General features: G+C 70.4%; 24 protein-coding genes and 1 pseudogene. 12 read left to right on the top strand and 13 right to left on the bottom strand.

The window, feature by feature from the left end; translation table 11 throughout:
• Positions 1 to 59 precede the first annotated feature (59 nt).
• Positions 60 to 1553 carry an amino acid permease gene (locus tag CLT75_RS21305; RefSeq protein ID WP_135242155.1) on the top strand — a complete coding sequence of 498 codons (1494 nt, stop codon included), beginning with the start codon at positions 60 to 62 and terminating at the stop codon, positions 1551 to 1553.
• Between the two features lie 22 nt (positions 1554 to 1575).
• On the opposite strand, the gene CLT75_RS21300 is transcribed toward CLT75_RS21305, so the two are convergent.
• Genes CLT75_RS21300 through arfA form a run of 4 tightly spaced genes read right to left on the bottom strand, consistent with a single transcriptional unit; the run spans position 1576 to position 6260 of the window.
• Positions 1576 to 2400, bottom strand: coding sequence for a carbohydrate ABC transporter permease (locus tag CLT75_RS21300; RefSeq protein ID WP_135242154.1), 825 nt, complete (start codon positions 2398 to 2400; stop codon positions 1576 to 1578).
• Between the two features lie 10 nt (positions 2401 to 2410).
• Entirely contained in the window at positions 2411 to 3373 is a 963-nt protein-coding gene (locus CLT75_RS21295; RefSeq protein WP_135242153.1) for a carbohydrate ABC transporter permease, read from the bottom strand.
• 6 nt (positions 3374 to 3379) lie between these two features.
• Entirely contained in the window at positions 3380 to 4711 is a 1332-nt protein-coding gene (locus tag CLT75_RS21290; protein ID WP_135242152.1) for an ABC transporter substrate-binding protein, read from the bottom strand.
• Positions 4712 to 4748: 37 nt separating this feature from the next.
• Positions 4749 to 6260 carry an arabinosylfuranosidase ArfA gene (gene arfA / locus CLT75_RS21285; RefSeq protein WP_135242151.1) on the bottom strand — a complete coding sequence of 504 codons (1512 nt, stop codon included), beginning with the start codon at positions 6258 to 6260 and terminating at the stop codon, positions 4749 to 4751.
• A gap of 150 nt (positions 6261 to 6410) precedes the next feature.
• Between arfA and CLT75_RS21280 the strand changes: the two genes are divergently transcribed.
• Entirely contained in the window at positions 6411 to 7409 is a 999-nt protein-coding gene (locus CLT75_RS21280; RefSeq protein WP_135242150.1) for a LacI family DNA-binding transcriptional regulator, read from the top strand.
• A gap of 120 nt (positions 7410 to 7529) precedes the next feature.
• Here the strand turns inward: CLT75_RS21280 and CLT75_RS21275 are convergent, their stop codons facing one another.
• The 3 genes from CLT75_RS21275 to CLT75_RS21260 all read right to left on the bottom strand — a co-directional run bounded on the left by CLT75_RS21275 (position 7530) and on the right by CLT75_RS21260 (position 10675).
• Complete coding sequence (locus CLT75_RS21275; RefSeq protein WP_135242149.1) at positions 7530 to 8255, bottom strand: methyltransferase domain-containing protein; 726 nt, start codon at positions 8253 to 8255, stop codon at positions 7530 to 7532.
• A 426-nt stretch (positions 8256 to 8681) separates the two neighbouring features.
• Positions 8682 to 8999: a hypothetical protein gene (locus CLT75_RS21265; protein WP_013288728.1), complete on the bottom strand. Its 318-nt coding sequence runs from the start codon at positions 8997 to 8999 to the stop codon at positions 8682 to 8684.
• Positions 9000 to 9037: 38 nt separating this feature from the next.
• Positions 9038 to 10675: an ABC-F family ATP-binding cassette domain-containing protein gene (locus CLT75_RS21260; protein WP_135242147.1), complete on the bottom strand. Its 1638-nt coding sequence runs from the start codon at positions 10673 to 10675 to the stop codon at positions 9038 to 9040.
• An 85-nt stretch (positions 10676 to 10760) separates the two neighbouring features.
• Here CLT75_RS21260 and CLT75_RS21255 point away from each other — a divergent pair, with 85 nt between their 5' ends.
• The 3 genes from CLT75_RS21255 to CLT75_RS21245 all read left to right on the top strand — a co-directional run bounded on the left by CLT75_RS21255 (position 10761) and on the right by CLT75_RS21245 (position 12295).
• A complete protein-coding gene (locus CLT75_RS21255; protein WP_135242146.1) occupies positions 10761 to 11531 on the top strand; it encodes an ROK family protein in 771 nt (256 codons plus the stop codon).
• Between the two features lie 87 nt (positions 11532 to 11618).
• Positions 11619 to 11981, top strand: a complete 363-nt coding sequence (locus CLT75_RS21250; RefSeq protein ID WP_120572992.1) for a tetratricopeptide repeat protein — start codon at positions 11619 to 11621, stop codon at positions 11979 to 11981.
• A 59-nt stretch (positions 11982 to 12040) separates the two neighbouring features.
• Positions 12041 to 12295, top strand: a complete 255-nt coding sequence (locus tag CLT75_RS21245; RefSeq protein ID WP_013288724.1) for a Smr/MutS family protein — start codon at positions 12041 to 12043, stop codon at positions 12293 to 12295.
• Positions 12296 to 12469: 174 nt separating this feature from the next.
• On the opposite strand, the pseudogene CLT75_RS33410 reads toward CLT75_RS21245, so the two are convergent.
• The 3 genes and pseudogenes from CLT75_RS33410 to CLT75_RS21230 form a co-directional block, all read right to left on the bottom strand.
• Positions 12470 to 12790, bottom strand: a pseudogene (locus CLT75_RS33410) (site-specific integrase); the annotation flags it as partial.
• Between the two features lie 204 nt (positions 12791 to 12994).
• A complete protein-coding gene (locus CLT75_RS21235; RefSeq protein ID WP_135242145.1) occupies positions 12995 to 13630 on the bottom strand; it encodes a hypothetical protein in 636 nt (211 codons plus the stop codon).
• Between the two features lie 104 nt (positions 13631 to 13734).
• On the bottom strand, positions 13735 to 14400 hold the full coding sequence (locus tag CLT75_RS21230) for a hypothetical protein (protein ID WP_135242144.1): 666 nt from the start codon (positions 14398 to 14400) through the stop codon (positions 13735 to 13737).
• 299 nt (positions 14401 to 14699) lie between these two features.
• Here CLT75_RS21230 and CLT75_RS21225 point away from each other — a divergent pair, with 299 nt between their 5' ends.
• Both CLT75_RS21225 and CLT75_RS21220 read left to right on the top strand, forming a co-directional pair.
• A complete protein-coding gene (locus CLT75_RS21225; RefSeq protein ID WP_135242143.1) occupies positions 14700 to 15095 on the top strand; it encodes a hypothetical protein in 396 nt (131 codons plus the stop codon).
• 353 nt (positions 15096 to 15448) lie between these two features.
• On the top strand, positions 15449 to 15931 hold the full coding sequence (locus tag CLT75_RS21220; RefSeq protein ID WP_486485238.1) for a hypothetical protein: 483 nt from the start codon (positions 15449 to 15451) through the stop codon (positions 15929 to 15931).
• 4 nt (positions 15932 to 15935) lie between these two features.
• On the opposite strand, the gene CLT75_RS21215 is transcribed toward CLT75_RS21220, so the two are convergent.
• Both CLT75_RS21215 and CLT75_RS21210 read right to left on the bottom strand, forming a co-directional pair.
• Positions 15936 to 16484, bottom strand: a complete 549-nt coding sequence (locus CLT75_RS21215) for a YciI family protein (RefSeq protein ID WP_135242142.1) — start codon at positions 16482 to 16484, stop codon at positions 15936 to 15938.
• A 109-nt stretch (positions 16485 to 16593) separates the two neighbouring features.
• Positions 16594 to 16944 carry a winged helix-turn-helix transcriptional regulator gene (locus CLT75_RS21210; protein WP_135242141.1) on the bottom strand — a complete coding sequence of 117 codons (351 nt, stop codon included), beginning with the start codon at positions 16942 to 16944 and terminating at the stop codon, positions 16594 to 16596.
• A 29-nt stretch (positions 16945 to 16973) separates the two neighbouring features.
• On the opposite strand from CLT75_RS21210, the gene CLT75_RS21205 reads away from it, so the two are divergent.
• A complete protein-coding gene (locus CLT75_RS21205) occupies positions 16974 to 17858 on the top strand; it encodes an imine reductase family protein (RefSeq protein ID WP_135242140.1) in 885 nt (294 codons plus the stop codon).
• A gap of 84 nt (positions 17859 to 17942) precedes the next feature.
• Here the strand turns inward: CLT75_RS21205 and CLT75_RS21200 are convergent, their stop codons facing one another.
• A complete protein-coding gene (locus CLT75_RS21200) occupies positions 17943 to 20321 on the bottom strand; it encodes a M28 family peptidase (RefSeq protein ID WP_135242139.1) in 2379 nt (792 codons plus the stop codon).
• Positions 20322 to 20587: 266 nt separating this feature from the next.
• On the opposite strand from CLT75_RS21200, the gene CLT75_RS21195 reads away from it, so the two are divergent.
• From CLT75_RS21195 to CLT75_RS21180, 4 genes are read left to right on the top strand one after another with little or no spacing between them, the layout of a single operon-like run.
• Entirely contained in the window at positions 20588 to 21781 is a 1194-nt protein-coding gene (locus CLT75_RS21195; protein WP_486485237.1) for a PP2C family protein-serine/threonine phosphatase, read from the top strand.
• Positions 21782 to 21813: 32 nt separating this feature from the next.
• The gene (locus CLT75_RS21190; protein ID WP_135244082.1) at positions 21814 to 23580 is read left to right on the top strand and encodes a sensor histidine kinase; all 1767 of its coding nucleotides are present in this window, start codon (positions 21814 to 21816) and stop codon (positions 23578 to 23580) included.
• On the top strand, positions 23577 to 24029 hold the full coding sequence (locus CLT75_RS21185; protein WP_135242138.1) for a response regulator: 453 nt from the start codon (positions 23577 to 23579) through the stop codon (positions 24027 to 24029). The genes CLT75_RS21190 and CLT75_RS21185 overlap by 4 nt, the downstream gene beginning before the upstream one ends.
• Positions 24022 to 24831: an inositol monophosphatase family protein gene (locus CLT75_RS21180; RefSeq protein WP_135242137.1), complete on the top strand. Its 810-nt coding sequence runs from the start codon at positions 24022 to 24024 to the stop codon at positions 24829 to 24831. Before CLT75_RS21185 ends, CLT75_RS21180 begins: the two co-directional genes overlap by 8 nt.
• Positions 24832 to 24873: the final 42 nt, after the last annotated feature.

The following is a 24873-nucleotide window of genomic DNA, read 5'->3' as shown; positions in this document are numbered from 1 at the left end:
GTAGCTTGCCCGATCACAGACCGCCACCGTGGCGGCCACACGGCGGGGGAGGTGATCAGATGTCGGTCCTGCGGACCAAGCCGATCGGCGACGTGCTCGCCCAGGGCGACGCCGACGGCGAGGACGGCAAACCGGGCCTGCGGCGCGGGCTCGGCGCGGTCGACCTGATGGGCTTCGGCATCGGCATCGTGATCGGCACCGGCATCTTCACGCTCACCGGGGTCGAGGCGCGCAACAGCGCCGGGCCGGGCGTGGTGATCTCGTTCGGCATCGCCGGCCTGGTCGCCCTGCTCGCCGCGCTCTGCTACGCCGAACTCGCCAGCAGCGTGCCGACCGCCGGCAGCGCCTACACCTACGCGTACGCGACGATGGGCGAGATCGTCGCCTGGATCATCGGCTGGGACCTGCTGCTGGAGTTCGCGCTCGGCGCGGCGGTGGTGGCCCGCGGCTGGTCCGGCTACCTCGCCGACCTGTTCGGCCTGCCCAGCGCCTGGTTCGCCGAGGAGGGCAGCGTCGTCAACCTCGGCGCGATCGGCATCGTGCTGGTGCTCGGCGTGGTCGCCATCGTCGGCATCCGCGAGTCGGCCCGGGTCACCAACCTGCTCGTGCTGGTCAAGGTGGCGATCTGTGCCTTCGTCATCATCGCCGGGCTGTTCTTCGTCAAGGCGGCCAACCTCAGCCCGTTCATCCCGTCCGCCGAGCCGGCCGGCGCCGGGGACGACGGCATCAAGCAACCGGTCACCCAGGCCATCTTCGGGCTGGAACCCTCCGTCTTCGGCTTCGTCGGGGTGCTCACCGCCGCCGCCGTCGTGTTCTTCGCGTACACCGGCTTCGAGGCCGTGGCGAACCTGGGTGAGGAGACCCGCAAGCCCAAGCGGGACCTGCCGCTGGGCCTTCTCGGCACGCTCGTGATCTCCACGGTGCTCTACATCGGCGTCTCGCTGGTCGTGGTCGGCATGGTCAAGTACACCGAGATCGACGAGGGTGCGCCGATTGCGTCCGCGTTCCGGGCGGTCGGCGCCGGCTGGGCCGCGGTGCTCGTCTCCATCGCCGCCGTCGCCGGGCTCACCAGCGTGATCCTGGTCGACCTGGTGGCCATGGGCCGGATCGGCTTCGCCATCGCCCGGGACGGGCTCATTCCGCCCGCCATCGCCAAGGTGCACCCGCGCTGGGGCACCCCGTACCGGATCGCCGGGATCATGACGATCGCGGTGGCGCTGCTCGCCGGTTTCCTGCCGCTGTCCGCGCTGGCCGACCTGGTCAGCATCGGCGCGCTCTGCGCGTTCACGCTGGTCGCCATCGCGGTGCCGATCCTGCGCAAGCGCCGCCCCGACCTGGAGCGGCCGTTCAAGGTGCCGTTCTCGCCGGTGCTGCCGATCCTCACCGCGCTGGCGTGCCTCTACCTGAGCCTGAACCTGTCGGTGGAGACCTGGCTGCGGTTCCTCGCGTGGATGCTGATCGGCGCGGTCATCTACTTCGGGTACGGCCACCGCAAGAACCGGCTCGCCCGTCGCGAGCACTCGGACACCCCCGAGCCCGCCCCCACCCCCTGAGGCGGGCCCTTCCTTACCCCGCTCACCCCTTCAGGCCGCTGCGGGAGACACCCTGGATGACGTGCCGCTGGGCGAACACGAACAGGATCAGCACCGGCACGCTCGCCAGCACCGCGCCCGCCATGATCACCGGATAGTCGGTCACGTACGCGCCCTGGAGCAGGCCCAGGCCCGCCGGCAGGGTCAGCCGTTCCGGGCTGAACAGCACGTACACCGGCCAGAGGAAGTCGTTCCAGTTGGTCAGGAACGACAGCACCGCCAGCGTCGCCAGGGCCGGCTTCGACAGCGGCAGCAGCACCCGGCGGAAGACCTGCCAGTGGTTCGCGCCGTCCAGCACCGCCGCCTCCTCCAGCTCGGCCGGGATGGACAGGAAGAACTGGCGCAGGAAGAACACCCCGAACGCGCTCGCCGCACCAGGCACGACCACCACTGTCAGCGTGTCGATCCAGTTCAGCCGCTCGGCGATGATGAAGTTCGGGATGATCAGCGAGGTGGGCGGCAGGAACAGCGTGCCCACGATCAGCGCGAACAGCACCTTGCGGCCACGGAACCGCATCCGGGCCAGCGCGTACGCGGCCATCGACGCGGTCACCAGCACCACCAGCGTGTGCAGGGTGGCCGCCAGCATGCTGTTGACGAACCAGCGCAGCACCGGGTTCGCCGCGTTGTCGACGATCTGCTCGTAGCCGTAGCTGGAGAACGGGTTCGGCAGCCAGCCCGGCGGCACCCGCTGCGCGTCGTCGTACGTCTTCACCGAGGTCAGCAGCATCCAGACCAGGGGAGTCACAAAGATCGCGGTGATCAGCAGCAGGACGCCGTACCGCGCCACCGCGCGCATGTTCCTCATGTCGTACCCCTCAGTCTTCCCGGTAGCGGAACAGCCGGAAGTTGACGACGCTCACCACTGCGAGCATCAGCGCGAAGAACACGCTCATCGCGGCGGCCCGTCCGGCGTCGTAGTCCCGCAGCCCCTCGTCGACGATCCGCCAGACCACTGTGCGGGTCTGCTCGCCGGGCGCGCCCTGGGTGATCAGGAACGCCTGCCCGAACACGTTCGCCGAGGCGAGGATCGTGGTGGTGAAGACGAACAGCATCACCGGGCGCAGGCCGGGGATCGTGACGTGGCGGAACCGGTCCCAGCCGCCCGCGCCGTCCACCTTGGCCGCCTCGTACAGCTCGGCCGGGATGTCCTGGAGCCCGGCCAGGTAGATCACCGCGTTGAAGCCGCAGGTCCACCACACGGTCACGCCGACGAGCGACACCCAGGCCCACGGCACGTCGGTCACCCACGGCGTGTCCGAGGGGAGGCCGACCACGCCGAGCAGCCGGTTGACCAGGCCCAGGTTGGCGTCGAGGAGGAACCGCCAGAGCAGGCCGATCACCGCCACGCCCAGCACGTACGGCGCGAAGAACGCGGCCCGGAAGAACGTCCGCCCGGGGAACGAGCGGTTGAGCAGCAGCGCCAGCCCGAGCGGGATCACCACCAGCAGCGGTACGGAGAACAGCGTGAAGATCCCGGTGGCCCGGACGCTCGACCACCAGTCCCCGTAGATCGCCGAGTCGCTGGAGAACAGGTCCCGGTAGTTGCCGAGCCCGACGAACGGCCGGTTGGGCAGTTGCAGGTCCCACTGGTGCAGGCTGATCCAGACCCCGAACAGGATCGGCGCCAGGCCGAAGACGCCGAACAGGATCAGGTACGGCGCGAGGAAGAGGTACGGCGTCGTCCGGTTGCCGCGTTCCGTCGCGCCCCGGCGGCGGGTGCGCGCCGCCGGTGGCGGCGCGCCGTCACGCGCCGCCCCGACCTCGATCACGTCCGCCACGGCGGATCAGTTCCCGTACTTCTTGCGGTTGTCCTCGAGCTGCTTGTTCGCCTTGGCCACGCCGTCGTCGAGCGCCTGCTTCGGCGACTTCTTGCCCAGCGCCGCCTCGTTGAACGCGCTGTAGAAGGTCAGGATGACCTCGCCCAGGCCGGGCGCGGCGGGCGGGAACGCGGCGTACTCCAGTTCCGGGGCGAGCGCGTTGACCTCGGTGAGCGCGGTGAACTCGCTGCTCTCGCGGACCGCCTTGCGGGCCGGCACCTGGCCGCCCTTGGCCCAGTCCAGCGAGTGCTGGCTCAGCCAGTTGATGAACACCTTCGCGCCGGCGGTCTTGTCGGCGTTCGCGGAGCGCTGCTTGACGATGGTGAAGTTGTGCGAGTTCGCCCAGGCGGCCTTCTGGCTGCCGATCTGCGGCAGCGGCGCGACGCCCCACTGCACGTTCGGGCTCTTCTTCAGGTCGTTGATTTGCCAGATGCCGTTCCAGGTGAACGCGTTCTTGCCGCTCTTGAACGCCAGGTAGTCGGCGTCCTGGCCGACGTTGGCCGGGGAGTGGCCCTGCTTGATCAGGTCGACCAGCCAGGTGCACGCCTCGACCGCCGGGTCGGAGTTGAACGTCGCCTTCGCCACGTCGGCGTCGAAGACGGTGCCGCCCCACTGGTGCAGCAGGCTATAGTACGTCATGCCGCCGGTGAACTGGAACGGGCTGACCCAGAAGCCCTGCACGCCGGACTTCTTCAGCTCGGTGAGCGCGGCGGTGTACTCGTCCCTGGTGGTCGGTGGCTTCTCCGGGTCCAGGCCGGCCTTCTGCATGACCGCCTTGTTGTAGTAGAAGCCCAGCGGGTGCATGTCCAGCGGGATGCCGTACCGCTTGTCGTTGTAGAGGCCGCCCTTCCACACCGTCGGGGCGAAGTCGCCCTCGCTCAGCTCCAGGGCCTTCGCCACGTCGTCCAGTTCGTTGATCACGCCGCGAGCGGCGAACGTGGCGAGCTGGTCCATGTGCATGACCGCGATGTCCGGGCCGTTGCCGCTGGAGACCGCGCCGGGGAGCTTGCTGTAGTAGTCCTCCCACTGGTACGTGATCACGCTGACCGCGATGTTCTCGTGCTCGCCGTTGAACTGCTGGACGAGCGTCTTGAAGATGTCACCGTCGCCGCCGGTGAAGCCGTTCCACAGCTTCAGGTCCACCTTCGGGCCGCTGTAGTCCTTGCCGCCGTTGCCGGAGGCGCCGGAGCTGTCGGAGCTGCTGCCGCCGCCGCAGCCGCTGAGTGTCAGCGTGGCCGCCGCGCCGAGCCCGACGCCGAGCCCGAGCAGGCGCCGCCGGCTCATCTCGTTCTGGATCATGGGTACTCCTTGGGGGACGGGATGGAGTATTTGCTGGTCACAGCGCCGGCACGAAGCGCAGCAGGTTCCAGGAGGTGGCCGGCAGCAGCACGGAGACCCGGCCGCCGTCGACAGTGGGTGTGATGAGGTCCCGGGGCGTGACCCGCTCCGGGTCCGCTTCGGTGTTCGTGGCGTCCGGGTCGGTCCCGGCCGCCACCGTGGTGTGCGCCTCGGCCCGCAGGCCGGGCAGGCCGCGCAGGTCCAGGTCGAGCGGGAGGTCCTGCGGGCCGCGGTTGACCGCGAAGACGGCCAGGGCGCCGGTCTCCTCGTCGTGCACGGCGACGGTGTCCAGCGCGGGCACGTCGCCGTACCGCCGGGTCTCGTAGGTGGGGCCGGTGGGCTCGGTCCGCAGCACGGTGCCGCGGGCGTACCGGGCGGTCAGCGCGAACGGGTGGAAGATGCTCTGCCGCCAGGCCGGGCCGCCGTTGCGGGTACGGATCGGGGCGATCACGTTCGCGAGCTGCGCCTGGCAGGCCACGCCGATGCGGTCGGCGTGCCGGAGCAGGGTGATCAGCAGGTCGCCCACCACCACCGCGTCGACGGCCGTGTAGTCGTCCTCGATCAGCGCCGGCGCCTCGACCCAGCCGCGCCGGTCCAGGTCGGACTGGAGGCGGGACTGGTACCAGACGTTCCACTCGTCGAAGGAGATCTTCAGCTTGCGCTTCTGCCGCAGCTTGGCGCCCACGTGGTCGGCGGTGGCGACGACCTCGGTGATGAAGGCGTCCATGTCGACGGCGGAGGCGAGCAGGCTGGCCCGGTCCCCGTCGGAGGGGTCGTAGTAGGTGTGGGCGGAGATGTAGTCGACGTGCTCGTAGGTGTGTTCCAGCACTGTCGCCTCCCACGCGGCGAACGTGGGCATCCCCCGGCCGGAGCTGCCGCAGGCGACCAGGCTGATCGAGGGGTCGATCATCTTCATCGCGCGGGCGGTCTCGGCGGCGAGGCGGCCGTACTCGTCGGCGGTCTTGTGCCCGACCTGCCACGGCCCGTCCATCTCGTTGCCGAGGCACCACAGCCGCACCCCGTACGGCTGCTCGGCGCCGTGCTTGCGGCGCAGGTCGGACAGCTGGGTGCCGCCCGGGTGGTTGGTGTACTCCAGCAGGTCGAGCGCCTCGGTGACGCCGCGGGTGCCGAGGTTGACGGCCATCATCGGCTCGACACCGGCCTCCGCCGCCCAGGTCATGAACTCGTCCAGCCCGAACTCGTTGGTCTCGATCGTCTTCCAGGCCAGGTCGAGCCGGCGCGGGCGGTCGCCGACCGGGCCGACGCCGTCCTCCCAGCGGTAGCTGGAGACGAAGTTGCCGCCCGGGTACCGGACCACCGACACGCCCAGCTCGCGGGTCAGGTCCAGCACGTCGCGCCGCAGCCCTCGCCGATCGGCCGTGGGGTGGCCCGGTTCGTACACCCCGCCGTAGACGCAGCGGCCCATGTGCTCGACGAAGGAACCGAAGATCCGGCGGTCCGCCGGCGCGACCCGGAACGCCGGATCGATCGTGAGCTGCGCGTTCGGCACGATGCCAACCTCTCCCTCGCTGCTGGTGCGGGTGACCGCGGTCACTCCGCCGTCAGTGGTTTCTACAACGTTGTAAGCGCCCGTGTAAAGAGGCAGTTGCGTCGTCGTGGCGCGGTACAGTGCGGCCAGCGTTCACCGGAAGGAAGTGCAGTGCGGCACAGGCTCAAGGACGTCGCGGAGCGGGCCGGAGTGTCGGTGAAGACCGTCTCCAACGTCGTGAACGGCTACCAGCACGTGCGCGCCGACACCCGGGCCCGGGTCGAGGAGGCCATCGCCGCACTCAACTACCGGCCCAACCTGTCGGCCCGCAACCTGCGCAAGGGCCGTACCGGTGTGATCGCGCTGGCCGTACCCGAGCTGGACATCCCCTACTTCGCCGAGCTGGCCCGGCACGTCGTCACCGCCGCCGCCGACCAGGGCTGGACCGTGCTCATCGACCAGACCGGCGGCGGCTCCGAGCAGGAACGTAAGGCCGCCAGCGGCATCGGCGACCACATGATCGACGGCCTGATCCTGAGCCCGCTCGCACTCACCGCCGACGACCTGGCCGCGCTGGCCGGCCTGCCCATGGTGCTGCTCGGCGAACGCGTCGACCACGGCCCCGCCGACCACGTCATGATCGACAACGTGGCCGCGGCCCGCGAGATCACCGCCCACCTGATCGGGCTCGGTCGCCGCCGGATCGCCGCGATCGGCTCCCAGCGCACCCCCGAAGGCGCCAGCGCCCGGCTCCGCCTGGCCGGCTACACCGCCGCGCTGGCCGACGCCGGCATCGTGTACGACGACCGCCTGGTGGCGCCCGCGCCGGCCTGGCACCGCGCGGACGGCGCCGCCGCCATGCGGCACCTGCTCACCACGGGGGTACGCCCCGACGCCGTCTTCTGCTTCAACGACACGCTCGCGCTCGGCGCGTTGCGTGCCCTGCACGAGATGGGCTTGCGCGTGCCCGAGGACGTCGCGGTCGCCGGCTTCGACGACATCGAGGACGGCCGCTTCTCGATCCCGACGCTGACCACAGTCGCCCCCGACAAGGAGCGCATCGCCCGCCTCGCGGTAGAGCTGCTGGCGGGCCGCCTGGGCCCCGACCGCGACTCCCCACCGCGCGAGCTGGTGGCCCCCCACCACGTGGCCCTGCGCGAGTCCGCCTAGCCCTGTTTTTTGGGGCCCTCTTGGTCTCGTCGATCATGAAGTTGACGGCGAAGTCGATTTCCTTGAGTGCCGTCAACTTCGTGATCGACGGGGTGGTCCCTCTGGTCGGCCGGCGCGGCTTCAGTCGAAGAAGCGGGCCAGGTGGGAGGGGGACGGGGCGGGGGCGTCCGGTGGCAGCGGGGTGAGGTCGGCGAAGATCGAGGCGCCGTCGCAGCCGACGTGCAGCGGATACCAGCGCGGCGTACCCGGTGGGCGCTGACCGCAGATGCCCTTGAACGTCTGCACGTCGAGCAGGCGTACGTGCGTCGGGTCGGCCACCGCGTTGACGTGCCGCCACCAGGGACTCATCACGTGCAGCACCCCGCCCGGGCGCAGCACCCGGTGGCACTCGTCGAACAGTGGCAGGAAGTCGATCAGGTGCTCGACGATGTGCACCGCGAAGAACACGTCCACCGAGTCGTCGCGCAGCGGCAGCGAGCCGGCCAGGTTGGCGACCGCGTTCACGCCCGGCGCCGGATAGATGTCCAGCCCCAGGTTGCCCGGCCACTGCTTGGTCGCGCCGCAGCCGAGGTCGACCACCACCGGCGCCCGCCCGGCCACTGTGACCCGGCACCAGACCCCGAGTACGCCGGACAGCCGGCCGATCAGCTCCCGTACCAGCCGTAGCTGCTCCGGGTCGGCGACCTCGCCGGTCAGGTGCGCGACCCCACGGTCGAAGCGCACCTCGACCGCCGTTCCGCGCAGCCGTTCGTCGTGCCGGACCATGTCGGCCCACGCCTCGGCGAGGAAGCCGTCGGTCTGCCGGAGTCGCTCACCCGAGAGCGCGGTCTGCCCCATCGCCACCATGCGCCACCTCCGGCGGCCCGTTACCCCCGATTCGCCCCGATATGCCCCCACCCACGCACCGACACCGCCCCCGTCACACGTTGATCAAGGAGTTCGTGTCCTCCCAGAGCCGCCCCGCCGACCCAAACTCCTTGATCACCGAGCAGGGTGCCCGACCTCTGCCGCAGTCCGCGCCCCATCCAGGTGATCAAGGAGTTTGTGTCCTGTTTCGAGCGCGACCTGGACACAAAGTCCTTGATCGCCGGGGTGGTGGTCGGGGTGTGCGCGCTGATGTCGGCTCCCGCGCCTCCCACCACCGTTGATCTTGTACTTGCGGCCCGGGTCAAGCTCGCAAAAGGGGCATCCGAGGGGCGGCAACTGCAAGATCGGGAACAGGGGAACAGGGGAACAGGGGAACAGGGGAACAGGGGAACAGGGGGAGGGCGGTCAGGGGGAGAGGGTTCGGCGGACTGTGCGGGAGCCTCGCATGCGCTGGCGCGGCTGGGCGGCCGCTGCCTTCGGGCGCTTGAGGTGGTAGCGGTGCAACTCGTTGTTGCCCGGCAACGACGGGTCCTCGCTCATCGCGACCAGTTCCCAGCCCTGGTCACCGGCCCGGTTCAGGTGGGCCAGCGCGGTGTCGCCGTACGGCGTCACGTCGATCATGGAGCCGTCCGGGCCGTACCAGATGAAGACGACCTCCCACCCGGCGTCGGTGGCGGCGGCCTGGCGGCGGCGGACCAGCAGCGCGTACTCCCACTTGAGCATGCGCTCATTGTGGACCCGCGCGCGCCGGTCGGCACGGATCAGTGTTCGGCGATCCGTCCGTCCGCCACGCGCAGCCGCCGGTTCACGCTCACCGCGTCGAGCATCCGCCGGTCGTGGGTCACCAGCAGCAGCGTTCCCGGGTAGCTCGCCAGCGCCGACTCCAACTGCTCGATCGCGGCCAGGTCGAGGTGGTTCGTCGGCTCGTCGAGCACCAGCAGGTTGACGCCCCGGCCCTGGAGCAGGGCCAGCGCAGCCCGCGTCCGCTCGCCGGGGGACAGCGTCGCCGCCGGCCGCAGCACATGCTCGGCGCGCAGCCCGAACTTGGCCAGCAGCGTCCGCACGTCCGCCGGGGCGAGATCGGGTACGGCGGCGCCGAACGCGTCCAGCAGCGGCTGGTCGCCGAGGAACAGTCCCCGGGCCTGGTCGACCTCGCCGACCACCACACCCGGGCCGAGCGCGGCGTGCCCCTCGTCCAGTGGCAGCCGCCCGAGCAGCGCGGCGAGCAGGGTGCTCTTGCCGGAGCCGTTCGCCCCGGTGATCGCCACCCGGTCGGCCCAGTCGATCTGCAGGTCCACCGGGCCGAGCGTGAAGCCGCCGCGGCGTACCACTGCGCCTCGGAGCGAGGCCACGACGGCGCCGGCGCGGGGCGCGGCGGCGATCTCCATCCGCAGCTCCCACTCCTTGCGCGGCTCCTCGACCACCTCCAGCCGCTCGATCAGCCGGGCGGTCTGCTTGGCCTTCGCGGCCTGCTTCTCGGTCGACTCGGCGCGGTACTTGCGGCCGATCTTGTCGTTGTCGGTGGCCTTGCGGCGGGCGTTCTTGACGCCCTTCTCCATCCACGCGCGCTGGGTGCGGGCGCGCGCCTCCAGGTCGGCCTTCGTGTCGGCGAACTCCTCGTACTCCTCGCGGGCGTGCCGGCGCGCCACCGCGCGCTCCTCCAGGTAGGCCGCGTAGCCACCGCCGTAGTGCTTGACCTGCCGCTGGTGCAGGTCCAGCTCGACGATCCGGTTGACCGTGCGGGTGAGGAACTCCCGGTCGTGGCTGACCAGCACGGTGCCGGCGCGCAGGCCGGTGACGAAGCGTTCCAGCCGGTCCAGCCCGGCCAGGTCCAGGTCGTTCGTGGGCTCGTCGAGCAGGAAGATGTCGTACCGGCTGAGCAGCAGCGACGCGAGCCCGGCGCGGGCGGCCTGCCCGCCGGACAGGCCGGTCATCGGGTGGTCCAGGCCGACGTCGAGACCCAGCTCCGCGGCGACCTGCTCGGCCCGCTCGTCCAGATCCGCGCCGCCGAGGTCGAGCCAGCGTTCCAAGGCGTTCGCGTACGCGTCGTCGGCGCCCGCCGCCCCGGCGGTGAGCGCCTCGGTAGCGGCGTCCAGCGCGGCCTGCGCGGCGGTCACCCCGGTCCGCCGGGCCAGGAACTCGCGGACCGTCTCGCCGGGCCGGCGCTCCGGCTCCTGCGGCAGGTAGCCGACAGTCGCCGTGGGCGGGCTCAGCGCCACCGAGCCCTGCTCGCGGGGGGCAAGACCGGCGAGGGTACGCAGCAGCGTGGACTTGCCCGCGCCGTTGACCCCGACCAGCCCCACCACGTCGCCGGGTGCGACGACGAGGTCGAGGTCTTCGAAGAGGAGGCGGTCACCGTGGCCGGCGGTGAGGTCCTTGGCGATCAACGTGGCGCTCATCAGGTGACCGAGCCTACCGGCGGGCGCATCCGGATTACCGTGACCCGCGCTCGCGGCGGCGCCGGTCTGAGGGAGACTCACAGCCGTGGTGACCACACTGGCGATCGACTGTGGTGGCGGCGGGATCAAGGCCTCCGTGCTGGACGCCGCCGGGACCATGCGCGCCCGGCCGCTGCGCGTGCCCACGCCGTACCCGTTGCCGCCCGGACTGTTCGTCAAGACGCTGCTGGATCTCGGCGCCCGCCTGCCCACGGCGGACCGGCTCACCGTCGGCATGCCCGGCATGATCCGGCACGGCGTCGTGGTGGCGACGCCGCACTACGTGACCCGCTCCGGGCCGCGCAGCCGCGTCGACCCCGAGTTGATGGCCGAGTGGTCCGGGTACGACGCGCGCACCGCGCTGGCCGAGGCGTTCGGCGTGCCGGCGCTGGTGCTGAACGACGCCGAGGTGCACGGCGCGGGCGTGGTCGCCGGGACCGGCTGCGAGCTGGTGCTGACGCTCGGCACCGGGCTGGGCAGCGCGCTGTTCGACGGCGGGGTGCTGGCGCCGCACCTGGAGCTGTCGCACGCGCCGGTGCGGTGGAACACCACCTACGACACGTACGTGGGGGAGCCGGAACGACGGCGGCTCGGCGACGCGTTCTGGTCCCGGCGGATCCGGCAGGTGGTGGACGGCCTGCGGCCGGTGTTCCGCTGGGACCGGCTGTACCTCGGCGGCGGCAACTCGCGGCTGATCCGGCCCGAGCAGGTGGCCCGGATGGGCGACGACGTGGTGATCGTCCCGAACACGGCCGGAATCGTCGGTGGTGTCCGGGCCTGGGACCTGATCGGCGGCCGGTACGACCCGACCACCTGATCTTCGACCGCAGGAACACTCGCGGTTCCGTCGGTGTTGTGCCAGCGTCGGACCTAGGGCCTGGCGCGACACGAGGAGGTGGGTCGAGTGGATCTTCTGGCGGAGTACCGGCGGGCGACCATGTTCTTCGAAGCGGGTGACCCGACCGGAGCGGCCCGGCTGCTCGAACCGATCATCGAGGCGGAGCCGGACAACTCCTCGGTCCGGCAGCTGCTGGCCCGCGCGTACTTCCAGTCGGCCCAGCTCAACCGGGCCGAGGAGCAGTTGCGCGCGCTGGTCGACCGCGATCCGAGCGACCACTACGCGCACCACGTGCTCGGCCGCACGCTGGAGCGGATGAACCGGCCGGCGGACGCGCTGCGGCACCTGCGCATCGCGGCCGCGATGTACTCGACGAACACCGACTACGCCACCGCCCTGCGCCGGGTGGAGGGCAAGGTCGGTCGTTGACCGATGACGCGGAAGGGCAGCCCGGGCGGGCTGCCCTTCCGCGTACCTAGGATGGGACCGTGAAGCTCAAGCTCGACCTCCACGACATCTACAACAAGGGCCACGACATCGATCGCGCGCTGCGCGGGATCATGGACGAGGCCGTGGCGAAGAAGGCCACGCTCGTGGAGATCATCCCGGGCAAGGGCTCCGGCGCGCTGAAGAAGAAGGTGCTGCGCTTCCTCGACCAGAAGGACGTGAAGCAGCTCTACCACCGGGTCGAGAAGGACTCGAAGAACTTCGGCCGCCTGTTCGTCCACTTCCGCTGGAAGTAGAGGCCGCATGCCCCCTGACCTGCATCTTGGGTCGTCCAGCGGGGGTCGGAAGCAAGATCCGGCCGTCTCCAGGCCGTCTACGGGCTCCGGAGGGTCGTCGCCCTCCTGGTCCTCACCCAGCGCCTTGTCGATGGCTCGCCGGGTGCGGTCCTCACTTGTCGGCAGTAGGTGTGTGTAAGTCCGGAGGGTGAAGCCCCGGTCCGCGTGCCCGAGGTAGGCCGAGAGGGCCTTGATGCTCTCCCCGGCGTCGAGGAGCACCGAGGCGTAGGTGTGCCGGAGCACGTGCATCCCGTTGTGCCTGTCGTCCGGTGCACCTGTGGCCCGGATCGCGGGTTTCCAGACTCCGGAGTTCAAGGCGGCCCGCTTCGCAGGCCGCTCGCGCCGCCGAACCTGGGCCGGGCCGAAGGCCCGCCGCCGCGCCTCTGGCCTTCGGCCGCCGGCGCGTCGGTGATAGCCCGCCGACGGCGCGACATAGAAGAAGCCCCGGGCCGCCATGATCGATGGCAGTTCCGGGGCTTCACGTTGGTCGAGACACAGGCAGTGCCTCCGGCGGGGCGCTGGGGCGCTCTGGGATGGTGGCGCCATCCCGACAACCTCCGTCCGGGCAGGCCCCACCCACTCCCACCGAGGTGCGGACGAAGGCCGACGGGATGGCTGGGGGGCAACGGGAAATGGAGTGCGCGAGCGTTGAATGGCAAACTAGCGCTCGATTCCTTCGCCCGGCCTGCGCAGTTCGGATGGTGGGGGAGGAACTTTGTACGGAGGAGGTTGCCGCAGTGCACGCCGAAGCAGCAGCCGTCGCAGCGGCGTGAAGGTGGCGTCAATGACCGCGTTGAAATCCTCGCCTTCCTTGTTTAGTTCCTCCATCAAGATCACGTATTGCTGCTGGAAGAAGGCGTAGTTCGCAAGAGCCTCTTTCGTCTTCAGATTGCTCGCGGCGTTGAAGCCCTTGGTAAGGGACTCCATGCAGTTTCTTGCGGGCACCTGGACGTCTAAGGTTGCAAAGGCTTCGATGACTTGGAGTTGGAGATCCTGAGCCTCGACGATGTTGAACTTCATGGCAGAGTAGTCCTTGCCTTTGGCCTTCAACTCGGCGGCCTCGGCGGCCATATCTCGGACTTTCTCTACGCGCCGCGAGAAGATCCACAACGCTTTTTTGAAACGAGCGCTCACCTCTCGGCGGCGTGCCATCTCGGCGAAGATGCGCTCACGCAGGAATGCTTGGCGCTGCGTACGTGCGTTAAGCCTCGAGCCGATCCAAACTCCTGCAACGCCGATGAAGGCTGTGGCGGCGGGCGCAATATTCTTGGCGAATTCAGCCCAGTTGGTCGTCATGGCCTACCAATTGGCTAGTACTTCTACGGCGCGCTGCCTGCCATTATCTATTTTCCTGCATTTCAGGGTGAGGTCCAGCCAGCCTCTGGTTGCCTATCGGCCCCTCACTTGAGGTGGGCCCCCAGAAGATCGACCACGCCGGTTACCATCGCTTGCACATCACCGGAGCTGTAGTCGCTGAACTTTCCGTGATCCGCCGAGTTTCTGATGTGTCTCCAGGAATCTACTTTTGAGTGAGTCAGCTTGTTGTAGACCCCGCCCTTTGCGAGGGAGTCATTGAGAGCCGCAATCCCATCAGATTTTTTATAGGTTAGTCCTTGAGCGTCTGCAATGCGCCGTAAGCCGTCTTCGAGAACCGCTCCGGCGAGCGAGGCGGCGGGGTCTTTGTAGCCGCTGTTCACGAGATGCTTGGCCATTTCCATGAAATCGGAAAAGACTTCCGCCTCGATTAGTAGCTTTACGTCGAACAAATGGCCGTTTGTCAGATCCTCGGCAACGGCGCGAAGTACTCCGACGCCGTTTTGCACGGAACTGGGAACGGCATTCTTTTCCGTACCTTTCTCGAACGAGCGCGTGTACTGATGCTCGGCGCCGAGAATTTGGCGCAGTACTACAAGGCTCTGTGTGCGCCACTCTGCGAAGAGTTCACTGTCGACCCATCCCTCGAAGCCGATGAAGTTATCCGGCGGGGCAGTGTATGTCTTCTTAAGGCTTTCGGCCTTTGTCAGCATCGCGGCAACCCGATCAGCCGCCCGTCTCTCTGCCTGCATCTCTGCTTCACCCCTTGCAGCCGACTCAGCCTCGTGACCCTAGCGGATCGCACGCCGTACCCATTTGCCGCAGCGGTCCTAGGTTGCAAGCTCATGCCGCTTCCAGACCGTCGAACGACAGCCAGCAGCGACCATCGTTGACCAGCCAGGCAAGGTGTAACCCCCGGTCAGAGGCGCAGTCGTCCAGCTTGGTCGACTATCGACAGCTTCTAAGATCGATGGGCTGAAGTGGTCTCGTCGGAAGGCCGACAGTCTAGATGCCTTCACGTTATGCACTCGCGTCCGTACCGTACGCATTCATGGCGTCGCGTGGAAGATCGAAGTTGTGGCAGTACTGGGGCTACATCATCCTGGCGGTGCTTCTCCTGTCCCTGGGCAACAACGCGGTCGGCCCAGGCCTCTACGCCGTTCTCGTCGGCCTACTGATCGTCTTCGTCCTCTTCCAGGCGCCGGTGTACTGCGGCGCGATCAACCGCAAGCGTGGTGGCGTTGTGGAGTTCTGCCGCAACAACTCGACGGGGCTGGTCCTGGGATGTCACCTCAGGCAGCACAAGTGGCAAAAGTTCGGGCGCGACTGGTGGACTCTCGGCTGGCAGCAGAAGGCCAAGGGGATCTGGACCGGCGCGTCAGCGAAGCTCGCAACGGTCAGCGGCATCGTCGGCACGGTTACAGGGATCATCGGCGTCTTCAAGTAACCCATCCATCCGGCACACCTCCCCTTCCTGCGACAAGATCAACGGGCACAACTCCGGCACAACCGAGGACGACAAGGGCTGTCAAACGACGTCAGGCAGCGTGAACAGATCGCCTACTCACCGGCCCGGTGCGTCCGATCACGCCGCATACTCGCAGGGCCGGCCGGATTCAGGGTTCGAGTCCCCGGAGGCTTGAGCCGAAGTCAAGATCATGCCGTAGCCAGGCCGCCGAAGGGCAACCGAAAGCGACCACCGTTGCCCACCCACCAGGGTTCTGCCCGAAGGTCAGAGGTGGTCTTGCACGCTTGATGGACTATGCACCTTGACCTAGATCAATACCGCTGGAAGTAGCCGTGCCCGATTCACCCGATGACACCGAAGCGGTGGCCGTGCAGGTGCTGCGTCCGGTCATCGGCCGGGATCTCGTCGCGGTCACCGAGGCCCGCCACTGGTTCGGCGGCCGGCGTGGCGGCGACATGGAGAGCCTCTTGCACTTCTGGCTGCACTTCTCGGGCACGCCACCGCTCATGGCCCATGGATCCGGCGAGGCGTTGCGTCTTCGGTTCGCCGAGCCGTACGCGGCGTACGACATGGGGGAGGACGGTGAGACGCGCGTCGGACCGGCACAACGGCCCGATCTGCTGGCGCTGCTACCCGGGCATCGGCTGCTGAACGCCGCACCGATCCGGGGCGTATCGGCCCAGCCGACCGGTGTTCTGCTGCGGTTCGATCACTGCGACCTGGTCGTCGCGTCTCTGGCCGACGAGTGGGTGCTGCGGCAGGGACAGGTACCGCCCGAACTGCGGATCGGTGGCTGGCTGGGAGATCACGAGTAGCCGGTTACGCCGGACGGCCGCCGAACACCCAGTTGTGCACCTCGAGGTCGGCGTACCGGTCGGCGGCCAGCACCGCCCGTGCCTCGTCCGGCCCGGCCGCCCGCACCAGCGCCGCCGTGCCCACCCACGTCGCGCCGTCGTCGGACAGCAGCGGCCCGTACGCGATTAGCTCGCCCTGCCGCTGCGGCAGCACCGGGCCGGCGCTCTGCTCCGGACCGAGGCCGAGCACCAGGTAGCGGTTGCCGCCGGTCCGGCCGCCGGTGAAGTCCCACATGGTGCGGCCCAGCATGTTCCGCCACCGCCGCAGCATCACGTCCCGGTACGCGCCGGCCTGGTAGTTGGGCTCGTCGAAGGCGAACGCCCGTGCGGCGGCGGGGTTGGGCAGGCTCAGGATGTGCACGCTGCCGGTCGGCGAGCTGTCGTCGGCGAGGGTCGGGCCGCGCGCGATCATTTGCTCCGCATACCGGTCCATGTAGGACCAGTGCTCCTCGACCAGTTCCTGGCGCAGAGTTGCCGAGCCGAGCCGATCGCGGTGGTAGCAGAGGAATTCCATGACCCGAGTCTCGCCGTCGAGCAACAGGCGTAGCCACTTTTTTGTGGGTACTTGTCGCCGTGCGCGACCGCGACGAACCTGGTTGTGGGCAGAGGCGGAAAAGAACAGGTCAGGAGGCGGTGCGGGCTTCGGCGAGTTTGTCCAGGCGGCGGTGGCCCCAGTCGGAGAGGGGAGCCAGCGCCTCGGCCAGTTCGCGGCCGAAAGCGGTGAGCGAGTACTCGGTCTTCAACGGCAGCACCTCGTACGCCTCCCGGTGCACCAGTCCGTCGCCCTCCATCTCGCGTAACGCCTGAGTCAGCACCTTCTCGGTGAGGCCCGGAAGCTGCCGGCGCAACTCTCCGGGGCGGCGCGGGCCGGATTCCAGCAGCCAGAGCAGGGCTGTCTTCCACTTGCCGTCGATCACGGCGATCGCGGCCGTCACTCCACAGACGTTCAGATCCTGGGCCCGGCTGCGCGTCATCTGCGTCCCGTTCGACAAGAGGAGTCTGCGTGAACACCAATCCCGACAAGTCTGTCACGGTGCTCGGTCTGGGACCGATGGGTCGTGCGCTGGCCGGCGCCTTCCTGAGCGCCGGAGTGCCCACGACGGTCTGGAATCGCACGCCCGGCAAGGACCGTGAGCTGGTCGAGCGGGGCGCGACAAGCGCCCGGACCGCCGAGGAGGCGGTCGCCGCGAGCGGGCTGATCGTGGTCTGCGTGGTGAACTACGACGCGTCGGACGCCATCCTGCGACGCGATGCGGTGGCCGCCGCGCTCACGGGTCGAACGGTCGTCAGCCTGACGGCCGACACCCCGGACCGGGCCCGGGACACCGCGCGGTGGGCGGCCGGACACGGCATCCGGTATCTGGACGGCGCGATCATGACGCCGACCACCACCATCGGCACCGCGGGCGCGGTGGTCATCTACAGCGGTCCCGCCGGCCTCTACCGGGAGCATCAGCCGGTGCTCGACGCGCTGGGCGGCACCCACACCCACCTCGGCGAGGAGATCGGGCGCGCGGCGGCGTACGACATCGCGCTGCTCGACATCTTCTGGACCGCGATGGCGGGTTACGCGCACGCGCTGGCGGTGGCCAGGGCGGAGGGCGTCACGGCGCGGGAACTCGCGCCGTTCGCCACTGGTATCGCCGCGATCCTGCCGCCGATCTTCGAGGAGGGCGCGGTGGAGATGGACGCGGGACGCTTCCCCGGCGACGGTAACCCGATCACCTCCGCCGTCTCGTCCATGGCCCACATCGTCGACACGTCCGAGGCGCACGGCATCGACGTGGGGGTGATGCGCGCGGCCGAGGGCATGGCCCGCCGGGCCGTCGGACTGGGCCACGGCGCGGACGGTTTCCTGCGGGTCGCCGAGGTGCTGGGGCGGCGTTGACCCACAGCCAGTACGCCGAAGTGGCGGTATCCCGGCGCGCGGATACCGCCACTTCGGCGAGGTGGTGTCGATCAAGAAGACTGCTCAGAGCGGGTACGTGTGGGCCACCGCCAACATCTCCGAGCTGTGCGACCCGACCACGCCCACGCCCTCCGGCCGGGGCCGGAACCCGGGCACCCCGGACAGCCCGTCACTGGCGTCCATCGCCCGCACCGAAACGGCACCGCCCCGGGGCACGAGCGTCAGCGTGACCTCGACACCCTCCGGCGGCGGGGCGTGGAACACGACCCCGAACCCCCACCTGCCCTCGCCCGGCTCGACCGGCACGACCCGTCCGGCCGCCACAGCGGACCGCACGGTGGCGGTGGTGGTGTCGACGTGCAGCGTGAGCAGGCGTACCTGCCGCTGCGGCAGCACCCGCACGCGCAGCACGCGCTGGTCACCGGTGCGGGTGTCGGAGAGCGTCTCCACCTTCGGTGCGGGCAGGGGAGCGGCGGTGGCCGGCCCGGCGCGCATCTCGCCGTTGCCCAGGCCGGGGAAGTCGTCAGCCACCGAGATGCTCCGGTCGACGTAGCCGTCGGTCCAGGGCTGCGGCTTCTCCTCGCGGCTGAGCCAGGCCGCCTGCCCGGTGCCCGCGTCCAGCGCGTACATCAAATGGGTCGGCACGGGATGCGCGGCGTCGAAGCGGTCCACGGTGAGGCCGACCCCGGCGAGCACCACCGCGGCCAGCGCGGCGGCCGCGGCGGGCAGCGCGCCGAGCCGGCGTGCGCGCAGCGCGAGCAGACCGCGCTGGCCGCCGGCCCGGGGGTGCAGCAGGTCCACCACCGGGAGTACGGCGAGGCCGAGCAGCACCGCGACGAGCGCGGCTACCGCGCCCATGCCCATGCCGAGCGCCGGGAACAGCAGCACCACCGGGGGCAGCAGGATCACCACCGCCACTGCGGCGGCGAGCGTCACCGCGACCACCGGCCACGGGCCGTCGCGCCGGGTGGCGAGCGCCGCGAACCCGGCGAGCGCGCCGGCCAGCGCCGGCAGTGTCGTCAGGTACGCCCCGCCGGGCACCGCCACGGCGAGCAGCACGCCGAACACGGCGAGCCAGGCCAGCCCGCCGAACGCCAGCGCGGCCGGGCCGACCCGGCGGCGCAGCAGCGCGTACCAGCAGAACAGCACCGCGGCGGCGAGCGCCACCACGGCGAGCCGGTACCAGACCGGGCGGTACGGGTCGAGCAGTTCGGCGTACCCGGGCCGGATCGTGGTGATCGCGGTCCAGAGCAGCCACGCGCCGAGCGGTGCCACGACGATCGGCGCCAGGGTGAGGCCGAAGCCGGCGGCGAGCGTGCCGGCGGTGGCCCGGCCCCGGACGCGCAGGAGCCAGCCGAGCGCGCCGACGGCGAGCAGGGCGACCACTGCGAGCGGCACTGTCAGCCAGCCGGAGTAGTGGACCAGCCCGCCGAGCACCGGGAAGTAGGTGTCGTCGTGGACGGCCCGCAGGTCGTCCAGGTCGGTGCGGCCGAACTCGCGGGCCAGGCCGAGCGCGTTGTCGCCGTGCATCTGGAGGCTGCCCCGGTCCAGCCGGGCCGGCACGTCCAGCGGGGTGTGGTAGATCGCGCCGCCGTCGATGTACGCGGAGTTCAGGCCGGCAAACTTGCCGTGCTGGAAGGCGGTGAAGTCGGTGTCGTTCGGCAGCGCCCGGTAGATCTCCACCGCGAACGAGGTGCCCACCGGGTGCGGGGCGGCCTTGCCGAAGATCTCGACCAGCTTCGCGTTGTTCCGGGACGTCTCGAACATGATCACCGGGCCGGTGGAGCCGCGCGCCTCCAGGTTGAGCACCACGCCGCCGTCGCGGGCGAGCGGATGGTCGCCGGCGAACCCGGCGGCCCCGCACAGGCACGCCTCCTCCGCGTCGGTGAGCACGAAGACGATGTCGTTGCGGGGGCGCGGGCCGGTGGTCAGCGCCCGGGCCACCTCCAGGATCGCGGCGGTGCCGGCCGCGTCGTCGTTGCCACCCGGACCGGTCTGCACCGAGTCGTAGTGCGAGACCAGGAACACCTTCCCGGTCGGGTCGGTGCCGGGGAGCCGGGCCACCACGTTGCGGACCCGGGCCAGCGTCGCCCCGCCCGCCGCGCCGGACAGCTGCCCGGCCTCGGGCGCGACCGCGTCCTGCACCTCGGTCTGGAGGCCCAGTCCGCGCAGCGTCGTCACCAGGTGCTCGCGTACCCGGTCGTTGGCGGCGCTGCCCGCCACGTGCGGCTCGGCCGCTATCACCTCGACGTTCCGGAACGCCCGGGCGGCGCTGAACTCGCCCGCGGGCGCGTCCGCCGGGCGCGGCGCCGGGGTGGAGAGGCCGACCAGGACGCCCGCCCCGACGGCGAGCAGCGCGGCGAGCGCGGCCAGGGCGGCGATCGGCCGGCGGCGAGGCCTGGTGAACGCGCGGTCGGCGGGGCGGGTGGGGGGTGCGCCCACAGGGACTCCTCGGGGTGGATCTACGGGGTGGGGATCATCCTGCACCCCCGAGGGCCACGGCGGCAGTCCTCGGTCGGTGCGCTGCGGGCGTGACAGCGCTCCCGGCGTAACATCGTGGGTCGACCGTGCCGCTGTCGGGGTGGGACCGTTGTGTCAGCCAGGATCAGCAGGGCATTCGGAAGGAGTCCGACATCACCAGCGAACTCCCGCGTCTCGCGGCGGTGACCCGACCGGTCCGGGGGGCCGGCGCGTCGGGTGCCGTCCGCGTGCCGTCGGCCGGGGCGGGGCTGCACGGCGGTGTACCGCCGGGCGAGCGGCTGCGGGTGCTGCTGGTCGAGGACGACGAGGGCGACGCCTTCCTGGTCGGTGAGCTTCTCGCCGAGACCAACTCGATGATCGATCTGCTGGTCGCCACCAGCCTCAGCGAGGCCCGGCAGCGGGTGATGGGCGTGGACTGCGTCCTGCTCGACCTGGGCCTGCCCGACGCGCAGGGCCTGGACGGGCTGCGCCGGGTGCTGGAGATGGCCAGCGGCGCGGCGGTCTGCGTGCTGACCGGCCGCTCGGACGAACACCTGGGCATCGTCGCGGTCGCCGAGGGAGCGCAGGACTACCTGGTCAAGGGCCAGGTCGACGGTGTCCTGCTGACCCGGGCGCTGCGGTACGCGGTGGAGCGCAAGCGGGCCGACGAGAACGCCCGCCGGCTGCGTGAGGTGGAGCTGCGCCAGGCCGAGTCCGCCCGCCTGGAACGTGGCCTGCTGCCGCAGCCGCTGATGACCACCGACGAGGTGTCGGTGCACACGTTCTACCGGCCCGGCCGGCACGCCGCGCTGATCGGCGGCGACTTCTACGACGTGGTGCAGACCCGGTCGGACCGGATCGACCTGATCGTCGGCGACGTCTGCGGGCACGGCGTGGACGAGGCGGCGCTCGGCGTCGAACTGCGCGTGGCCTGGCGGGCGCTGGTGCTGGCCGGGGTGCCGGACGACGAGGTGCTGCCCGCACTGGAGCAGGTGCTGATGAGCGAGCGCCGCCTCCAGGAGATCTTCGCGACGGTGGCCACCACCCGGCTCGACCTGGCGTCGGCGCGGGCCACCGTACGGCTCGCCGGTCATCCGCCGCCGCTGCTGCTCAGCGGCGGTAAGGTCGCGCCGGTGCCGGCCAAGGGCGGGTTGCTGCTGGGCGTACGCCCGCGCCGCCCGGTCGCCTTCGACCTGGAGTTCGACACCGACGACTGGTCCCTGCTGATGTACACCGACGGCCTCATCGAGGGCCGCGTGGACGGCGGGGACGAACGCCTCGACGTGCCGGGCCTGACCGGGCTGCTCGCCGACCCGGCGAACCGGGCGGTGCCGCTGGCCGAGCTGCCCGCGTGGCTGGTCGGGCGGGCCGAGCAGATAAACGGCGGCCCGCTCGCCGACGACGTGGCGATGTTGCTGGTCACGCGGGGCAGCGGCCGGTGAGTGCGAGCGCGAAGGGCGACGGGGAGGAACCTGTGAAGGCGTACCAGCAGGGGTGGACCCTGCGTCGGCGAGTGGGCGCGCTGCTCGGCGTGGTGGTGGTGCTGCTGCTCGGCCTGGCCGCCGCGGAGGCGGCGGTCGCCGCGAAGAACCGCGAGAACATCGACGCGGTCCTGCTCAAGACCGGCCCGCTGCGCGTCCAGGCGCAGGAGCTGATGAGCGTCCTGCTCGACCAGGAGACCGCGGTGCGCGGGTACGCGGTGAACGGCGCCCGCAGCGACCTGGAGCCCTACCAGGAGGGCGTGAAGCGCGAGCAGAGCCTGGTCACCTCGATCCGGGACCTCTCCGCCGACTACCCGGACGTGCGCCGGTCGCTGGACGTGGTCGAGCAGCAGACCGCACAGTGGCGGGCCCAGGTGGCCGAGCCGGTGATCACCACTGTCGAGCGGGACGGCCCGGAGGCCGGCCAGGCGCTGATCACTGATGCGACGCGTCAGCAGTTCGACGGCATCCGCGCCTCGGTGAACACGCTCCAGGACGAGATCCTCACCGTCCGGCAGGAGACCGCCGACCGCGTCAACTCGACGAGCAACACGCTCGTCGTGCTGCTGATCATCGCCGCGCTGGTGGTGACGACGGCCGGCGTGGTCATGCTGCTCTCGCTGGACCGGATTCTGATCCGCCCGCTGGCCGACCTGGTCAACCAGGTGCGCGAGGTGGCCGACGGCGACTACCGGCACCGCATCGAGGGGTCCGGGCCGCCGGAGTTCCGCCGGCTCGCCGAGGACATCGACCAGATGCGGATGAAGATCGCCCGGGAGCTGGACGAGGTACGCGAGGCGCGGGAGCGCATCGAGTGGGTGAACAGCCAGTTGCAGAAGCAGGCCGAGGAGCTGACCCGCTCCAACCGTGACCTGGAGCAGTTCGCGTACGTCGCCTCGCACGACCTCCAGGAGCCGCTGCGCAAGGTGGCGAGCTTCTGCCAGCTCCTCCAGCGGCGCTACGCCGGGCAGCTCGACGAGCGGGCCGACCAGTACATCGCGTTCGCGGTGGACGGCGCGCAGCGCATGCAGCGGCTGATCAACGACCTGCTGGCGTTCTCCCGGATCGGCCGGTTGACCACCGGTTTCACCGAGGTCGACCTGAACAAGGTGATGGGCGACGTGGCGGGGCAGACCGAAGCGGCGTTACAGTACGCCGACGCGGACCTGACCTGGGGCGAGATGCCCACCATCCGCGGCGAGGAGCCGCTGCTGACCAACCTGCTGGTCAACCTGGTCAGCAACTCGGTGAAGTTCCGCCGGCCCGACGTGCCGCCGAAGGTGCACGTGTCGGCGCGGCTGGTGGACGGCGAGTGGGAGATCAGCTGCCGGGACAACGGCATCGGGATCGAGCCGGAGTTCGCCGACAAGATTTTCGTGATCTTCCAGCGGCTGCACTCGAAGGACGCGTACCCGGGCACCGGCATCGGACTGGCCATCGTCAAGAAGATCGTGGAGTATCACGGCGGCCGGGTCTGGGTGGACACCGACGCCGACGAGGGCACCACCATCCGGTTCACGCTGCCCGCGCTGGAGGCCGACATCGAGGCCGCCAAGGCGGCGGAGGCGGCAGCGGACGGGGACGGCGCGGACGGGGAGGCGGCGGACGGTGCCGAGCCGGCCGAGACGCCGGCCGCCGAGGGCGCCGAGACCGACCCGGCGGCCACCGGGCGGCAGGCGGACGGCGAGGCACGCGAAGAGCCGCCCGCGGAGGCGGACCGACACGGTACAAACGGTGGCATGAAGGAGACGGTGGCATGACCGCGCCCGCGGACGGCAAGAGCCCGATCGAGGTCCTGCTCGTCGAGGACGACCCCGGCGACGTGCTGATGACCCAGGAGGCGTTCGAGGAGCACAAGCTCCGCAACCGCCTCACCGTCGTCTCCGACGGCGCCGAGGCGCTCGCCTACCTGCGTCGCGAGGGCCAGTACGCGGACGCGGTGACGCCCGACCTGATCCTGCTCGACCTGAACCTGCCCCGGCGTGACGGCCGGGAGGTGCTCAAGGAGATCAAGAAGGACGAGGAACTGCGCCGCATCCCGGTCGTGGTGCTCACCACCTCGCAGGCCGACGAGGACATCCTGCGCAGCTACCAGCTGCACGCCAACGCCTACGTGACCAAGCCGGTGGACTTCGAGCGCTTCATCTCGGTGGTCCGCCAGATCGACGAGTTCTTCGTCAGCGTGGTCAAGCTGCCTCCGCGTGGCTGACCCGCTGCTGGACGACGTCGGCGCGCTGCTGAAGGAGGCGGCGGCCAAGGTCGTCGTGCCGTTGTTCCGCCGGCTCGACGCGTCCGACATCTCCGAGAAGGCGCCGGGCGAGGTGGTCACCGTCGCCGACCGCGAGGCCGAGGTGCTGATCTCCGAGGGCCTGCGGCGGCTGCGTCCCGGCTCGGTGGTGGTCGGCGAGGAGGCCGTCGCCGACGACCCGGACCTGCTGCGGCACCTGCGCGGCAGCGGCGACGTGTGGCTCGTCGACCCGGTCGACGGCACCTCCAACTTCGCCGCCGGCCGCCGGCCGTTCGCGCTGATGGCGGCGCTGCTCACCGACGGCGTACCGGTGGCCTCCTGGGTGTACGACCCGCTCGACGGCACGATGGCGGCGTGCCGGCTCGGCGCCGGCACCGAGCTGGACGGGGCGTCGCTGAGCGCGCCGCAGGCCGAGCCGCGGGTGGGCGCGCTGCGCGGCACCGCGGCGACGAAGTTCCTGCCGCCGGACTTCCGCCGCCGGGTGGAGGAGGGCGGCCGCCGCATCGGTGAGCTGCTGCCCGGCCAGCACTGCGCCGGCCGGGAATACCTGGACGTGCTCACCGGCGCGCAGCAGTTCGTGCTGTTCTGGCGCACCCTGCCGTGGGACCACACGCCCGGCACGTTGCTGGTGCGCGAGGCCGGTGGCGTGGCCCGCCGGTTCGACGGCGCCGACTACCACCCGGCCGACGACGGCCGGGGACTGCTCGTGGCGTCGAGCCCGGAGATCTGGGACGAGGTGAGCGCCGCCCTGCTGGGCGGTTGAGCGGCGCTGCGCGACGGGCATGGCACGCTGCGTCGACGTCGG

The sequence above is a fragment of the Micromonospora sp. CNZ285 genome (assembly GCF_004637285.1).
The sequence above is the reverse complement of the archived record's forward strand: the minus strand, read 5'-3'. Positions and strand labels throughout refer to the sequence as shown.

What these genes read in the sequence shown, in the direction of transcription:
- CLT75_RS21305 (WP_135242155.1), top strand. Translation starts at nt 60, where the DNA reads ATGTCGGTCCTGCGGACCAAGCCGATCGGCGACGTGCTCGCCCAGGGC.
- CLT75_RS21300 (WP_135242154.1), bottom strand. Translation starts at nt 2,400, where the DNA reads ATGAGGAACATGCGCGCGGTGGCGCGGTACGGCGTCCTGCTGCTGATC.
- CLT75_RS21290 (WP_135242152.1), bottom strand. Translation starts at nt 4,711, where the DNA reads ATGATCCAGAACGAGATGAGCCGGCGGCGCCTGCTCGGGCTCGGCGTC.
- CLT75_RS21275 (WP_135242149.1), bottom strand. Translation starts at nt 8,255, where the DNA reads ATGGTGGCGATGGGGCAGACCGCGCTCTCGGGTGAGCGACTCCGGCAG.
- CLT75_RS21265 (WP_013288728.1), bottom strand. Translation starts at nt 8,999, where the DNA reads ATGCTCAAGTGGGAGTACGCGCTGCTGGTCCGCCGCCGCCAGGCCGCC.
- CLT75_RS21260 (WP_135242147.1), bottom strand. Translation starts at nt 10,675, where the DNA reads ATGAGCGCCACGTTGATCGCCAAGGACCTCACCGCCGGCCACGGTGAC.
- CLT75_RS21235 (WP_135242145.1), bottom strand. Translation starts at nt 13,630, where the DNA reads ATGACGACCAACTGGGCTGAATTCGCCAAGAATATTGCGCCCGCCGCC.
- CLT75_RS21230 (WP_135242144.1), bottom strand. Translation starts at nt 14,400, where the DNA reads ATGCAGGCAGAGAGACGGGCGGCTGATCGGGTTGCCGCGATGCTGACA.
- CLT75_RS21225 (WP_135242143.1), top strand. Translation starts at nt 14,700, where the DNA reads ATGGCGTCGCGTGGAAGATCGAAGTTGTGGCAGTACTGGGGCTACATC.
- CLT75_RS21215 (WP_135242142.1), bottom strand. Translation starts at nt 16,484, where the DNA reads ATGGAATTCCTCTGCTACCACCGCGATCGGCTCGGCTCGGCAACTCTG.
- CLT75_RS21210 (WP_135242141.1), bottom strand. Translation starts at nt 16,944, where the DNA reads ATGACGCGCAGCCGGGCCCAGGATCTGAACGTCTGTGGAGTGACGGCC.
- CLT75_RS21185 (WP_135242138.1), top strand. Translation starts at nt 23,577, where the DNA reads ATGACCGCGCCCGCGGACGGCAAGAGCCCGATCGAGGTCCTGCTCGTC.